Below are 14698 nucleotides of genomic sequence, written 5' to 3' on the forward strand. Positions count from 1 at the left end.
ATTTCAAGCGGTCCCTGCCGCAATCAGTCTGGATGCACTTCGTTAGAAATCTGCGACATAACCTCGCGGCAGCGCTCCTGTCAGAGGGATACCATACAGGCGTAAAAAAGCCGGGCAATTGCCCGGCTCATTTAACGTTTGCTGTTACTTAAGATACTCACCGCTGCGCAGCGCTTCAATGCGCTTATCCAGCGGCGGGTGTGACATAAATAGCTCACTCAGCGATTTGGATTTACCGTTAATGCAGAAAGCCATCATGCTGTTTGCTTCCTGCGGCTCATAGCTGGTTTTCAGGCGCTGGAGCGCAGCAATCATCTTCTCACGGCCAACAAGCTTCGCAGAGCCCGCATCCGCGTGGAACTCGCGGTGGCGCGAGAACCACATGGTAATGATGCTCGCCAGAATACCGAACACCAGCTCCAGCACCATCGATACCGCGAAATAGATCAGCGGGTTGCCGTTGCTCTCTTCGCCTTCGTCGCGGTTGCCGCCCATGAAACCGGCCGCAATCTGCGCCAGAATACGCGAGATAAAGATAACGAAGGTGTTCACCACGCCCTGAATCAGGGTCATGGTGACCATGTCACCGTTGGCAATATGGCTGATTTCATGGGCGATAACGGCTTCGGCTTCGTCACGGCTCATGTTCTGCAACAGCCCGGTGCTCACCGCCACCAGAGACGCATCGCGACGGGCACCCGTTGCAAAGGCGTTAATATCCGGCGCATGGTAAATAGCCACCTGCGGCATAGCGATGCCTGCCTGGCGGGACTGCTGGGCAACCGTATCCACCAGCCAGCGTTCCATATCGTTGCGCGGCTGCTCAATCACCTCCCCGCCTACGGATTTCAGGGCCATCCACTTTGACATCAGCAGGGAAATGAAGGACCCGCCAAAACCGAACAGCAGCGCCATAATCAGCAGACCCTGAACGCTGCTCGATTGTATTCCCGTCAGGCTTAGCACGAGCCCAAAGACCACCATAACCGCCAGGTTGGTGAGCAGGAAGAGCGCGATTCGCATCATAATTTTCTTTTAACCTCTGTTTAACAAAACGCACTATGCGATTACCCACATCGTATGGGTATTGTGGCTATTTTCAAGGATTCAGGGGGCGTAAGTCACCAGAAAGACACAACTTTACACAATTGAAGCATGGACTGACGGGACGATGCAGAACTAAAAAAACAGGCACAATGTCTTGTGCCTGTTGGGGAGTTATTTTGCCGGTGCGGGCTGCACGGCAGGTTTGTCTTTTTCCAGACGGGCCAAATCGAGTGCGATATGTACCGTTTCATCCAGATAGGGATCCGGCTCCTGGTAATCTTTAGGAAGATCGTCCAGTTTCTTGAGCAGCGGTTTGCCTTCACGTTTGAAGCGGTCATTGACTCGCGCAAGGCGTGTTGCATCGTCCTCATTGTTCTCTTTTTCACGCTGGGCGTAGTTCAGAGAAACAATATTCCGCTTGTCTTTCAGGGCATTGAAGCGAGCAATGTCCTTCATGATGTACTGGAACTCAGGATCTTTAGCAATACGCTCGTTATGACTTTTCAGCAGCTCAGGACCAAACGGCGTCATGTCACCGGATTTCACGAACGTTGCGGCGTTAATGCTATCCCACGGCAGTGCGTTGTCTTCAAACTTCTCGCCCGTTTCGGTCTCTTCCGTGCCCGTTGGCATCAGGATATCCGGCGTGACGCCTTTACGCTGGGTACTGCCACCGTTCACGCGATAGAACTTCTGAATGGTGTACTGTACGGAACCCAGTGCAGGCCACTCAGGACGCAGCATCTGGTCGTAAATGCGGTTCAGCGAACGGTACTGCTGAACGGTACCTTTACCAAACGTCGGTTCACCGACAATTAGCGCGCGTCCGTAGTCCTGCATAGCGGCAGCAAAGATTTCAGATGCCGAGGCGCTGAAGCGATCGACTAAGACTACCAGCGGGCCTTTGTAGTAGACCACGCCATCGGTGTCCGCATCTTCACGCACTTTACCGTTGTTATCCCGGACCTGAACAACCGGTCCAGAAGGAATAAACAGGCCAGACAGGGAAACCGCTTCGGTTAATGCCCCGCCGCCGTTGGTGCGCAGATCGATGATAACGCTGCTGACATTTTGCTTTTCAAGCTTCTGCAACTGTACCTTTACATCGTCCGTCAGGCCAACGTAGAAGCCCGGAATATCCAGCACGCCAACCTTTTCTTTACCCACGGTTTTCACCGACATTTTCACCGCGCGATCTTCCAGACGGATACGCTCACGGGTCAGGGTAACGATGCGGGTTTTGGTGCCCTTGCCCGCAGGCAGGATTTCAAGACGCACCTTGCTGCCTTTCGGACCTTTAATCAGCGCAACCACGTCATCAAGACGCCAGCCGATCACGTCAACCATGCCCTTACCGGTTTGGCCTACGCCGACAATACGGTCACCCACGCTTATCGCTTTGCTTTTCGCAGCAGGGCCACCGGCGACCATTGAGTTAATAACGGTATAGTCATCGTCCATTTGCAATACCGCGCCGATACCTTCCAGAGACAGGCTCATCTCGGTATTGAACTGCTCGGTGTTGCGCGGAGAGAGGTAGTTGGTGTGCGGGTCGATTTCGTGCGCGAACGCGGTCATCGCCAGAGAGAACACATCTTCGCTGTTGGTTTGCGCCAGACGACGAATGGCAAACTTGTAGCGGCGATTGAGGGTTTCACGAATTTCTTTTTCGTCTTTCCCCGCCAGCTTCAGGCTGAGTTCGTCATATTTAACTTTCCCGTCCCACAGCGCATTCAGCTCGGCTTCGTCTTTTGGCCAGGGCGCTTTGCTGCGGTCCAGGTTGAAATTGTCGTTGCCGGTAAAGTCCATCGGACGTTCCAGCACTTTCAGCGCGTATTGATAACGTTCAAAGCGGCGCTTTTGCGACAGATTATAGAGATCGTAAAACAGATCCAGCTTGCCGGAGCGCAGCTCATCACCCACTTCGGTTTTGCGTTTGGCAAACTGTTCGACGTCGCTGGCCAGAAGCACGTTATGGCTGTAATCCAGCAGGTTCAGATAACGGTCGAAAATTTTGGCCGAAAAGGCCTGATCAAGATCGAACTGACGATAGTGCGAACGAGTGAAGCGCGACGTCACGCGCTCACTCACCGTCGCGTGCTGGGTCTCTTCCTTTAAAACCGGAAGCTGATCGGCACGCGTAATATCGTCCACAGCGAAAGCGTGGCCTGTTATAGCAAACAGGCCAGCCAGCGCGGTGAGCTTAAAAAAAGTGTTCATGCCAGGCTTGGCCTCCGTTTCAGAACAACAAGTGTTCTGCGCGTACAATCATTGACATACCAGAAGTCAGCTGTACACGAACGCCATCTTTGGTGATTTCCGTTACGGTGGCGTCCATCGCGTTGTTGCCCGCTTTGACCTTCAGCGCCTGGCCTACGTTCAGCGCGTTGATGTCAGAGACAGGGGTATGCTGCTGTTCTTCACGCGGTGCACGCGGGGCTTTTGCCGGTTTGTCAGCACGCGGTTTACGATCGTTATTGTCGTTACGACGCGGTGCAGGGCGCGGTTTACGCTCACGACGCGGCGCTTCTTCACCGTTCGCCGCGGCGGCTTCGCGTTTCTTCGCCTGCTGCTCGGCACGCTGTGCCTGAACGCGCGCTTTGGCTTCTTCAAGCTGCTTGCGGGCATGCTCTACGTGCTGCTCATCCAGCTCACCGCACGGGTTGCCATCAAGATCGACACGCGTTGCGCCCGGTTTAATACCGTAAAGGTAACGCCAGCTCGAAGTATAAAGACGTAAAGCAGAGCGGAGCTGAGTTTTGCTGAGATTCATCTCACCCTCAACGCGCGCTACCAGATCCTGAAAAATACCGACCTTCAGGGGACGCGCCTCACCCTCAGCGCTGAAGCACTGTGGGAAACGCTCTGCCAGAAATGCGATAACTTCTTTACTGCTATTCAACTTAGGTTGATTTTCCATGAAATTTCCTGATTACAACGGACGTTGCCAACTCGCGCAGGCATGAACAGGCGACATTATAATGACGTCATCCGTAAATGCTACGTTATCCGTTGATTATCCTGCGACGCTCGCAAAGAATTTATGATAATCGGTGGCTTCGAGCACCGTCTCCAGATTAGCCACCAGCTCGCGCAGCCCCTGCTCATCCTCGGCGGTAAAGCGGCCGAAGGCAGTGCTGTCGATATCCAGAACGCCAATAATCTGATTTTTTACCACCAGCGGCAGTACGATTTCAGCGTTGCTCGCCGCATCGCAGGCAATGTGCCCGTCGAATGCATGCACGTCTTCCACGCGCTGAACCTGGTTAGTCGACACGGCTGTACCGCAAACGCCGCGGCCCACCGGAATACGCACGCAGGCAATTTTGCCCTGAAATGGCCCGAGCACCAGCGTTTCACCTTCAAGAAGATAAAAGCCGGCCCAGTTAACCTCAGCAAGGCGTTCAAACAGCAGCGCGCTGGTATTTGCCAGAGTGGCTAAGAAACTGGTTTCACCTGCCATTAATGCCTTAAAATCGCGGTTGAGATCCGCGTAAAATTCTGTTTTGTTCATTCTTAAACCATTTAGTTATCTTACAAATTTTCCGCATAGCCTATTAAAATAAGCATTAAATGCGCTCATGCTCAAGATGAATCCGTACATGAGTTATTATAACTATCAACAATACATTTCTCTGTGCAACCGATGGCCTTAAAAATACCCAGAATTACGCCGGCAAAGAAGATTACCGTTCATACGGTCAGCGAAGCGTTGCCTCGTGCACATTATCAGCGTTGTCCGCAATGCGATACGCTTTTTATGCTGCCAAAAATGAAATCGCACCAAAGCGCTTTCTGCCCCCGCTGCGATGCCAAAATTCGCGACGGCCGCGACTGGTCCTTAACCCGGCTCGCGGCAATGGCGACGGCGATGCTGCTCTTGATGCCCTTCGCCTGGAGCGAACCGCTGCTGAAACTCTACCTGCTTGGTCAGCGCATTGATGCTAACGTCCTGCAGGGCATCTGGCAGATGACGCGCCAGGGCGACCCGCTGACCGGCGCAATGGTGCTTTTCTGTACCGTTGGCGCGCCACTCGTGCTGGTTGCCGCTATCGCTTACCTTTGGTTTGGCAATATTCTGGGCATGAACCTGCGCCCCGTACTGCTGATGCTGGATAAGCTCAAAGAGTGGGTGATGCTGGATATCTATCTGGTCGGCGTTGGCGTTGCCTCTATCAAGGTGCAGGACTATGCGTTTTTACAGCCGGGCATTGGCCTTTTCGCCTTTATCTCGCTCGTTTTGCTCAGCATTCTCACGCTCATTCACCTGAACGTTGAGCAGCTATGGGAACGATTTTACCCGCAGCGCCCCGCTACCCGGCCTGACGAAAATCTCCGCGTCTGCCTGGGCTGCCACTACACCGGCCTGCCCGACGCGCGCGGCCGCTGCCCGCGCTGCCATATCCCGCTTTTGCTCAGGCGTAACAGCAGCCTGCAAAAATGCTGGGCCGCGCTGATTGCCTCGCTGGTGTTTCTGATCCCGGCCAATCTGCTGCCGATTTCGATTATTTATGTCAACGGTGGACGCCAGGAAGACACTATACTCTCGGGAATTATCTCCCTCGCCCACAGCAACGTTGGCGTCGCGGCGATTGTGTTCATCGCCAGTATCCTGGTGCCGTTCACCAAAGTTATCGTCATGTTTACGTTGCTCATCAGCATTCACTTTAAATGTGAGCAAGGACTGAGAACGCGGATTCTGCTCCTGCGATTTGTCACCTGGATAGGTCGCTGGTCGATGTTGGATTTGTTTGTGATTTCGTTGATGATGTCGCTCATCAATCGCGATCAGCTACTTGCATTTACTATGGGACCCGCGGCTTTTTATTTCGGCTCAGCGGTGATATTGACTATTCTTGCAGTTGAATGGCTGGACAGCCGCTTACTTTGGGACGCACATGAGTCAGGAAACGCCCGCTTCGCCGACTGAAGCGAGAATTAAAACGAAACGCCGCATTTCACCTTTCTGGCTGCTGCCCGTCATCGCACTGATGATTGCTGGCTGGCTGATCTGGACGAGCTACGAGGATCGCGGAAACACCATTACCATTGATTTCCAGTCCGCCGACGGGATCGTCGCCGGACGCACGCCCGTTCGCTTCCAGGGCGTTGAGGTCGGTACCGTTCAGGATATTTCGCTCGGCAAGGGGCTGAATAAAATTCAGGTCCGCGCCAGCATAAAGTCCGATATGAAGGACGCGCTGCGCAGCGAAACGCAGTTCTGGCTGGTCACGCCAAAAGCCTCCCTGGCCGGGGTTTCCGGGCTGGATGCGCTGGTTGGCGGTAACTACATCGGGATGATGCCGGGCAAAGGCGAGCCGCAGGAGCATTTCGTTGCGCTGGATACGCAGCCGAAATATCGCCTGAACAACGGGGATTTGATGATCCACCTGCAGGCACCTGACCTTGGCTCGCTGAACAGCGGCTCGCTGGTCTATTTCCGTAAAATTCCCGTCGGGCGCGTCTATGACTACGCCATTAATCCGAACAAACAGGGCGTCACTATCGACGTGCTGATTGAGCGCCGGTTTACTAACCTGGTGAAGAAAGGCAGCCGCTTCTGGAACGTCTCAGGGGTGGATGCGGACCTGAGCCTGAGCGGCGCGAAAGTGAAGCTTGAGAGCCTGGCCGCGCTGGTTAACGGCGCGATTGCCTTCGACTCCCCGGAAAACTCCAGCCCAGCCACCGCCGACGACACCTTCGGGCTGTATGCCGACCTGGCGCACAGCCAGCGCGGGGTGATCGTCAAGCTGGCCCTGCCCGACGCCAAAGGGCTAAAAGCTGGATCCACGCCGCTTATGTATCAAGGGCTGCAGGTCGGTCAGCTGACCAAACTTACGCTCAACCCGGGGGGTTCCGTGACCGGGGAAATGACGGTCGACCCGAGCGTGGTCGATCTTCTGCGTGAAAAAACCCGCATTGAGATGCGCAGCCCTAAACTGTCGCTGAACGATGCCAGCCTCAGCACGCTGCTCACCGGGAACACGTTCGAACTGATCCCGGGCGAAGGCCAGCCGAGCAACAGCTTTACGATTGCTCCTGCGGATAAAGCCCTGCTGCAAAAACCGGGCGTGCTGACGCTGGCGCTTAACGCACCTGAAAGCTACGGCATCGAAGCCGGCCAGCCGCTGATTTTACACGGCGTTCAGGTGGGGCAGGTTCTTGAGCGCGAGCTCACGGAAAAAGGGGTCAGCTTCTCTGTTGCCATCGATCCGCAGTATCGGGATTTAATCCACGGCGACGCTAAGTTCGTGGTAAACAGCCGCGTTGACGTGAAGGTAGGCTTAGACGGCGTTGAGTTCCTTGGCGCCAGCGCCAGCGAGTGGGTTAACGGCGGCATCCGCGTGCTGCCGGGTGAAAAAGGCGCCATGCGTGAGAACTACCCGCTGTACGCCAACCTCGATAAAGCGATCGAAAACAGCATGAGCGACATGCCGACCACCACGCTGACGCTCAGCGCCGAAACGCTGCCGGACGTGCAGGCAGGCTCCGTCGTGCTCTATCGAAAGTTTGAGGTCGGCGAGGTGATCGTCGTCCGTCCGCGCGCCGATGCGTTCGACATTGAGCTGCACATTAAGCCCGAGTATCGCAAGCTGCTCACGCCCAACAGCGTGTTCTGGGCCGAAGGTGGTGCGAAGGTACAGCTAAACGGCAGCGGCTTAACCGTACAGGCATCACCGCTGTCCCGCGCCCTGCGCGGCGCGATCAGCTTTGATAACCTGAGCGGCGCGGGGGCAAATATCCGCAAGGGCGACAAGCGCATCCTCTACCCTTCCGAAACCGCTGCTCGCGCGGTGGGCGGGCAGATTACGCTTCACGCGTTTGACGCGGGCAAGCTGGCCGAAGGCATGCCAATCCGCTATCTCGGCATCGATATCGGTCAGATTCAGAAGCTGACGCTGCTAACCGCGCGGAACGAAGTGCAGGCAACCGCCGTGCTTTACCCCGAATACGTCCAGACGTTTGCCCGCAACGGCTCGCGCTTCTCGGTCGTCACGCCGCAAATCTCCGCGGCAGGCGTTGAGCATCTCGACACCATTTTGCAGCCCTACATCAACGTCGAGCCGGGACGGGGCAACGCCCGCCGCGACTTTGAGCTGCAGGAAGCCACCATTACCGACTCGCGCTATCTTGACGGCCTGAGCATCGTGGTGGAAGTCCCGGAAGCCGGTTCGCTGAACATCGGCACGCCCGTTCTGTTCCGCGGCATCGAAGTGGGTACGGTCACCGGCCTGACGCTCGGCACGCTGTCTGACCGCGTAATGGTTGGCCTGCGCATCAGCCAGCGCTACCAGCACCTGGTGCGCAATAACTCGGTGTTCTGGCTTGCCTCCGGATATTCTCTGGATTTCGGCCTGACGGGCGGCGTGGTGAAAACCGGTACGTTTAACCAGTTCATACGCGGCGGAATTGCCTTCGCCACCCCACCGGGAACGCCGCTGGCGCCGAAAGCGCAGCCGGGGAAACACTTCCTGCTGCTGGAGAGCGAGCCGAAAGAGTGGCGCGAGTGGGGAACCGCCCTGCCGCGCTAATCAGCAAGGCTCCGGTGTCAACGCGCCGGAGCCTTTATGCTACACTGCGCACCTGAATTTTTCCCTGTGGTGTGCCCGTGGCTCAAAACTCCGTATTTCTTCCTGAACAATTCCTGACGCAGATGCGCGAGGCGCTTCCCGCTCATCTCTCCTTCGACGATTTTGTCACGGCCTGCCGGCGCCCGCTTCGCCGCAGCATTCGCGTGAATACGCTGAAAATTAGCGTTGCCGATTTCCTGAACCTGGTGTCGCCGTACGGCTGGCAGCTCGCGCCCGTTCCGTGGTGCGAAGAGGGCTTTTGGATCGAGCGCGACGACGAGGATGCGCTGCCGCTGGGCAGCACCGCCGAGCATCTGAGCGGCCTGTTCTACATTCAGGAAGCCAGCTCGATGCTGCCGGTTACGGCGCTGTTTGCCGATGGCAATACGCCGGAGCGGGTCATGGACGTTGCCGCCGCGCCGGGCTCGAAAACGACGCAAATCGCCGCCAGAATGGGAAACCGCGGCGCGATCCTCGCCAACGAATTTTCCGCCAGCCGCGTTAAGGTTCTGCACGCCAATATCAGCCGCTGCGGCATTCACAACGTCGCCCTTACCCACTTCGACGGCCGCGTGTTTGGCGCGGCGCTGCCGGAGGCATTTGACGCCATCCTGCTGGATGCCCCCTGCTCGGGCGAAGGCGTGGTGCGTAAAGATCCCGACGCGCTTAAGAACTGGTCGGTTGAAAGCAACCTGGACATCGCGGCGACGCAGCGCGAGCTGATTGACAGCGCTTTCCACGCCCTGAAGCCGGGCGGCACGTTGGTCTACTCTACCTGTACGTTAAATCGCGATGAGAACGAGGCGGTGTGCCTGTGGCTTAAAGCGCAGTATCCGGACGCCGTTGAATTTCTGCCGCTGGACGAACTTTTTATCTCCGCAAAAGACGCCCTTACCCCGGAAGGGTTCCTTCACGTCTTCCCGCAAATTTACGACTGCGAAGGCTTCTTCGTCGCGCGCATGCGTAAAACCCGCGCGGTTCCCGCCCTGCCCGCGCCCGGCTTTAAGGTCGGTAAATTCCCGTTCGCGCCGCTAAAAGGCCGTGAAGCCGCGCAGGTTGAGGCCGCTGCAAGCAGGGTCGGGCTGGTCTGGAATGACGGTCTGCATCTCTGGGCGCGTGACAAGGAGATTTGGCTTTTCCCGGCAAACATCGAGCCGCTGATTGGCAAAGTGCGTTTTTCGCGGCTGGGCATTCGGCTGGCAGAGGTGCACAACAAAGGCTATCGCTGGCAGCATGAGGCCGTTATCGCCCTCGCAGGTAGCGATAACACCTTTGCCCTGACGCATCAGGAAGCAGAAGAGTGGTACCGCGGGCGGGACGTTTATCCGGACAGCGCGCCGGAGCAGGATGAGGCGATCGTGACGTATCAGGGATATCCGCTGGGCCTGGCCAAAAAAGTGGGCTCGAGGCTTAAGAATAGCTACCCGCGCGAGCTGGTACGCGACGGACGTCTGTTTACCGGTAACGCGCCTACCGCGTAAAAAAACGCACTTTTTTACTGGCGATATTGCTCTCCTTGGCTACGCTAAAAAATGGACGCCCATACTGGTCGTACCAGATTTTTCCCAAACCCGGAGAGCATTATGACGAAAACCAGCGTGCGGATTGGCGCTTTTGAGATCGACGACGCAGAACTGCGCGGCGAAGCTCAGGGCGAACGAACGTTAAGTATTCCCTGCAAATCCGACCCGGATTTGTGCATGCAGCTGGATGCCTGGGATGCCGAAACCAGCGTCCCGGCAATTCTTGATGGCGAACATTCCGTTCTTTACCGCGAGCACTACGACCGTAATACCGATGCCTGGGTCCTGCGTCTGGCCTGACCCAAAGAGAACCCGCCCGAAGGCGGGTTATTTATTACTGCAGCTGCACCAGCGTTAGCACGCCGCCAAATACCGCCCCGGTATCGATATAGTGCAGGTTGCCAAAATCATAGCGTTTATCAACGGGCGTATGCCCAAACCAAAAGTGGTCAGCGCCGCTGATTCCCTGCCCTTTGCCGATCATAAACCCCATCAGCCGCTCGCGATCCCACAGAGTATGCTGAGCGCTCACCGGCTTATTCCAGACGTATTCCGCAGACGGATAATCCGCATGGGCGATAACGTTGAGGCCATTCGCACAGCGGATTTCAATAATATGCGGCAGTGAACGGCACGCTTCCAGCAGCGCCAACGCCTTTTTTCGCTCGCCGACGCCAAGCTCAGAAAACCAAATACCGCCGTTCAGCGTCCAGAGCGAAAAATCATTATCGTTAATACTGTCCAACGCCATTTGCTCATGATTACCGCGTACGGCGCAAAACCATTTTTCCTGCATAAGCCGCAGGCATTTAACGCTGTCTGGCCCGCGATCGATAATATCGCCAACGGAGATAAGCAGGTCATGCCTGCGATTAAAATGGCGCCGGCTAAGTTCGTCCATAAGCCATTGATAGCAGCCATGTATATCGCTCACCACCCAGATATGGCGCCACTGTTCGCCGTCGAGTCTCTGATACATTATGCCTCCGCTATAAGTATAGCGCCCTAATTGATGAGCATCGGATGATTCCTGGCTTTCACAAATCCCAACGAACGGTAAACCAAGCGTGAATAAAGACGCCGGGCCTATTACACCTCTTTTACCGCGCATTTAGAATAGCGGCAAAATAACGAGAGGTATTAACGTGTCTAACACTCAATTACAAAGCGAAGCGTTATACCCGCATCGCACAAATATTATTTCAGAGCTGGTGAAAGGTAATCGCGTTCCCGGCCCAATATGGCAAAAGCGCGATTATCGGCTGAAGTTTCTTTTACGCACGCTTGTTTTCTGGTCATCCACCCACCGCATGCTGGACGCCTTATCCAGCCGGAGTGACTTTGACAGACTGCTGGCCTCCCAGATCACGCTGCCAAGCAAAACGCATCGCCAGTATCTGATGCGCGGCCTGAACGCCCGCGACCGCGCGGAGGCTATCGTAAGCCACTACTGCTGGATCGACAGCCTGAAAAACGCGGCTCTGGCACACGCCCTGACGAGCCCGGAAGAACAGCCGATTGTGCATTTTCACGCGAAAAATGCCGCCCGCTTTAGCGTCAACGCGTCGTCGGCCCGCAAGGCAGAGCGTGAAGGTGAAAGTACGCTGTGGCTGCACGATAGCGAAAATACGCTGCTTGCCAGCCTGACGTTTACCGTCACCCGCCGAAACGGCCAGTCTGCCCTGATCGTGGGTGGCCTGCAGGGCCCCCGTCGCGACGTCTCCCGGGATGCCATCAAGCAGGCAACGCGCGCGTGCCACGGGCTGTTCCCCAAGCGCATCCTGCTGGAGGTGGTCTACCAGCTGGCGGCGCAGTCCAACATTAGCGCCATTTTTGCCGTGGGCGATGAAGGGCACGTGTTTCGCGCGCTGCGCTACCGCCTGAGCAAGGGCCGCCACTTCCACGCCAGCTACGACGAGTTCTGGGGCTCCCTCGAAGGCAAAAAGCTGTCGCCCTTCTGCTGGCAGCTGCCGCAGCGGCTAGAGCGTAAATCCCTTGATGAGATCGCCAGTAAAAAACGCGCCGAATACCGCCGCCGCTTCGAACTGCTTGATGAGATTGAGGCGTCCGTGACGTCGCGTTTTTAAACGCCCCGCCGCTTTTGCCGGTCAGAGACTAAAATCTTACAAGACGGTTATTAGGGCGGGACTTTCACCTGGCGTAGCGTGAAGAGGTTTCTCAAATTTGCTGGGACATAGTTCACCCACATGTTTCAGCGCATTCTGCTACAGCCAAATTTCACCGCTTCGAGCTCACGGTTCCTGGCACCTTAATGTTTCAGCAAATCATATTGATACGCTAACTGTATTTGGTTGTATATATCACCATCACTTAAACTTTCAGCATGATTCAACTCAAAGAAAGGAAAATCTGAAGATGTCATAAATTTCGGACACTCACAGGATTTTTCTTAATGAAATACGTCATTACTTTTGCATTAGCCTTTTTTTACTCAGTTACATCCCATGCTTTATCCCTCGAAAACTCTGACATCAGGTTGCTTTGCCCACACCGTGGCAAGATTGAAGTCATCCTTCACCGTTACGATCATACGCAAGAGTCATGGGGTGTTAATCAGTTTGAAACAGGAGGAGGACACTTTCGTAAGGGGCCACTTCTTATGTTCCAGTTTGCCAATCTTGATCAGATGATTTATGACCAGACCACCGGGCAATTTTCGTTCTGGTTTGCAGACATGAAAAAGCTGGTCGGCTGCCGATTGATCGGTCTGACAAATACTTACCCTACCGATATACCCTATTTTCGCGAATAAGCGTCGAAGGGAGAACATATCAAAAGGCGTAGTTATCCCCTTCTGACCTTACGGCTCGCCGCAGCGATAAGAAATTGAACCGGGTTAAAATGAGCCCCCTCTCCACGAGATCGGAAGCCCGGCAGGTGGGCTCAATGAAAAGCAGCGTGGAGAAGAATATGCGCAACGTTTACTCGGCCACAAAAATTTAACAATCACCCAAAAATACCTGGACGCACGCGGTATAGTGTATGTTATGGTTTAGAGAGAATATGGAATGTTCGGTTAATTTTCGGGGGGATTTCATGTTATGGCTGAAAAAGCCCTCGATGAACAAAGAGATAAAAAGAGACCGAATACGATTCCTGTATTCGGTCCAGGGAAATGGCTCTTGGGAGAGAGCCGTGCGCTAAAAGTTGGCATTAATGCAGGCTCAATCGCCTTGCCCTTTAAGAATAGATGACGACGCCAGGTTTTCCAGTCCACGGTAAAAGTGTGCTGAAAAAAGGCGAATGAGCATCATCAAAAACAAAAAACCGCAGAGCGTTCGCACGCGACTGCGGTTTTTTATTGGAAGCAGAAAACTAGCAGAGCTTTTCGGCGCGCTCGACAAACGGAGCCAGGCTCATCTTTTGGCCTGGGTTTGCCGGATCGTCAATCTGAATCACGCTGATAGGCTGCCCGTTACTTTTACCGCTGGCCACCTGCTGCTCTGCAACGTCGTTTAACGGATACTGCACCAGTGTGCTGGGGTTGATCGCGTACAGCGCGTGACCCGGACGGCAGGTGAGCATCACCTCTTCGCGATTAAACGCCCATTTGTCTTTGCCCACTTCAAAACGGCTGACGGTAATCACCTGCGGCGCGGCCAGCGCGCTTCCCGCGCAGGTTAACAGTAAAAGGGAAAGCAGTGTCTTTTTCATAATTAAACCTTGTCAGAAGGGTTCCCAGGTCGCAAACAGGCTGACCGCTGCCAGTACGGCCGCGCCAAGCGCCACCTCGGCCTGTGTCATCCTGATAAAAATCTGCTGTGCACGTCCGGCGTCCGAACGAAAGCGAGGTACCAGAAAATACCGATTCACCAGCGCAATTGCCACCATCATCGCCACCAGCGCACATTTGAACAACAGCAGCTGAACGTAGCCGGTGCGCCAGGGTACGCTAAACCCCAGGATAAAGAGCGCGTTGAAAATGCCGGTTAGCAATACGCCCGCCACGGCGTAATGCCCCACGCGGGAAAAGCGCATCATGGTATAGATAGCCGCGTTCTGCCAGCGCCCCTTTGCCAGCCGCATGCAAAACAGCAGAGGAAGGAGTCCTCCCAGCCACGCGGCGGCACAAAGCAGATGCACGGCGTGGTTAAGGCGCTGTGCGGCCCCCGCCAGCCCCTCGTTCATGGTCGCGTGCCCTACCCCGGCCAGCAGCATAAATTGCCCCATGGCGAGCAGCAGCATCCGCGATCCTTTCATCGGCGCGAGCCACGCCGCGCAGGCGGTAACAAAAGCCAGGATGATTTGCCATAGCCAGACGCTGCCAAACTGGGTTTGAAGCACAATGCGCCAGACGTCAGGACGCGGCACGTCGCCCCAGCCGTTGCCCATTAACCCGCCCTGCAGGGCGAACATGGCCAGCGCGGTCGCCAGGCCCAGCAGCGCGGCGATCTTTTGCTGCGTCTGAAAGCGGTGCGTCATCAGGCGATGCAGCGAAGAAGGAGCAAACCAGGCGCTGTACAGCGCGTTGCCGAAGAGGAGCATCAGTGCGCCAAAGTGAACAAAGCGCAGCGCGACGTAGCAAAGCGCCAGCAT

Annotated in this window: 14 protein-coding genes; 7 read left to right on the plus strand and 7 right to left on the minus strand. The window is 55.5% G+C overall.

Going from position 1 to position 14698, the window contains the following annotated elements:
• Positions 1 to 144: 144 nt before the first annotated feature.
• The 4 genes from htpX to V1599_RS15505 all read right to left on the minus strand — a co-directional run bounded on the left by htpX (position 145) and on the right by V1599_RS15505 (position 4561).
• The gene (gene htpX / locus V1599_RS15490) at positions 145 to 1026 is read right to left on the minus strand and encodes a protease HtpX (RefSeq protein WP_297120412.1); all 882 of its coding nucleotides are present in this window, start codon (positions 1024 to 1026) and stop codon (positions 145 to 147) included.
• Positions 1027 to 1218: 192 nt separating this feature from the next.
• The gene (gene prc, locus V1599_RS15495; RefSeq protein ID WP_112012450.1) at positions 1219 to 3267 is read right to left on the minus strand and encodes a carboxy terminal-processing peptidase; all 2049 of its coding nucleotides are present in this window, start codon (positions 3265 to 3267) and stop codon (positions 1219 to 1221) included.
• Positions 3268 to 3286: 19 nt separating this feature from the next.
• Complete coding sequence (gene proQ, locus V1599_RS15500; RefSeq protein ID WP_112012449.1) at positions 3287 to 3967, minus strand: RNA chaperone ProQ; 681 nt, start codon at positions 3965 to 3967, stop codon at positions 3287 to 3289.
• A 96-nt stretch (positions 3968 to 4063) separates the two neighbouring features.
• Positions 4064 to 4561: a GAF domain-containing protein gene (locus V1599_RS15505; RefSeq protein ID WP_395300371.1), complete on the minus strand. Its 498-nt coding sequence runs from the start codon at positions 4559 to 4561 to the stop codon at positions 4064 to 4066.
• Between the two features lie 132 nt (positions 4562 to 4693).
• On the opposite strand from V1599_RS15505, the gene yebS reads away from it, so the two are divergent.
• The 4 genes from yebS (at position 4694) to V1599_RS15525 (ending at position 10441) form a co-directional block, all read left to right on the plus strand.
• Positions 4694 to 5977: a membrane integrity lipid transport subunit YebS gene (yebS, locus tag V1599_RS15510; RefSeq protein WP_395300372.1), complete on the plus strand. Its 1284-nt coding sequence runs from the start codon at positions 4694 to 4696 to the stop codon at positions 5975 to 5977.
• The gene (locus tag V1599_RS15515; protein ID WP_112012447.1) at positions 5946 to 8579 is read left to right on the plus strand and encodes a PqiB family protein; all 2634 of its coding nucleotides are present in this window, start codon (positions 5946 to 5948) and stop codon (positions 8577 to 8579) included. The genes yebS and V1599_RS15515 overlap by 32 nt, the downstream gene beginning before the upstream one ends.
• 77 nt (positions 8580 to 8656) lie before the next feature.
• Positions 8657 to 10099, plus strand: a complete 1443-nt coding sequence (gene rsmF / locus V1599_RS15520) for a 16S rRNA (cytosine(1407)-C(5))-methyltransferase RsmF (protein WP_395300373.1) — start codon at positions 8657 to 8659, stop codon at positions 10097 to 10099.
• Between the two features lie 102 nt (positions 10100 to 10201).
• A complete protein-coding gene (locus V1599_RS15525) occupies positions 10202 to 10441 on the plus strand; it encodes a YebV family protein (protein WP_112012445.1) in 240 nt (79 codons plus the stop codon).
• Between the two features lie 34 nt (positions 10442 to 10475).
• Here V1599_RS15525 and pphA read toward each other — a convergent pair whose 3' ends face one another.
• Positions 10476 to 11120: a protein-serine/threonine phosphatase gene (gene pphA / locus V1599_RS15530; RefSeq protein ID WP_395300374.1), complete on the minus strand. Its 645-nt coding sequence runs from the start codon at positions 11118 to 11120 to the stop codon at positions 10476 to 10478.
• 166 nt (positions 11121 to 11286) lie between these two features.
• Between pphA and V1599_RS15535 the strand changes: the two genes are divergently transcribed.
• From V1599_RS15535 to V1599_RS15545, 3 genes are all read left to right on the plus strand, one after another.
• On the plus strand, positions 11287 to 12228 hold the full coding sequence (locus V1599_RS15535; protein ID WP_112012443.1) for a VirK/YbjX family protein: 942 nt from the start codon (positions 11287 to 11289) through the stop codon (positions 12226 to 12228).
• A 326-nt stretch (positions 12229 to 12554) separates the two neighbouring features.
• Positions 12555 to 12914 (plus strand): hypothetical protein, encoded by a 360-nt coding sequence (locus V1599_RS15540; protein WP_395300375.1) that lies wholly within the window; start codon positions 12555 to 12557, stop codon positions 12912 to 12914.
• Between the two features lie 289 nt (positions 12915 to 13203).
• The gene (locus V1599_RS15545; RefSeq protein ID WP_181573258.1) at positions 13204 to 13356 is read left to right on the plus strand and encodes a hypothetical protein; all 153 of its coding nucleotides are present in this window, start codon (positions 13204 to 13206) and stop codon (positions 13354 to 13356) included.
• A 121-nt stretch (positions 13357 to 13477) separates the two neighbouring features.
• Here the strand turns inward: V1599_RS15545 and V1599_RS15550 are convergent, their stop codons facing one another.
• Together V1599_RS15550 and copD are read right to left on the minus strand one after the other, a co-directional pair.
• Positions 13478 to 13819, minus strand: coding sequence for a YebY family protein (locus V1599_RS15550; RefSeq protein WP_112012441.1), 342 nt, complete (start codon positions 13817 to 13819; stop codon positions 13478 to 13480).
• 9 nt (positions 13820 to 13828) lie between these two features.
• The gene (copD, locus tag V1599_RS15555) at positions 13829 to 14698 is read right to left on the minus strand and encodes a copper homeostasis membrane protein CopD (RefSeq protein ID WP_395300376.1); all 870 of its coding nucleotides are present in this window, start codon (positions 14696 to 14698) and stop codon (positions 13829 to 13831) included.

Origin of the sequence: Enterobacter sp. ECC-175 (assembly GCF_043968675.1) — a bacterium.
Lineage (GTDB): Bacteria > Pseudomonadota > Gammaproteobacteria > Enterobacterales > Enterobacteriaceae > Enterobacter.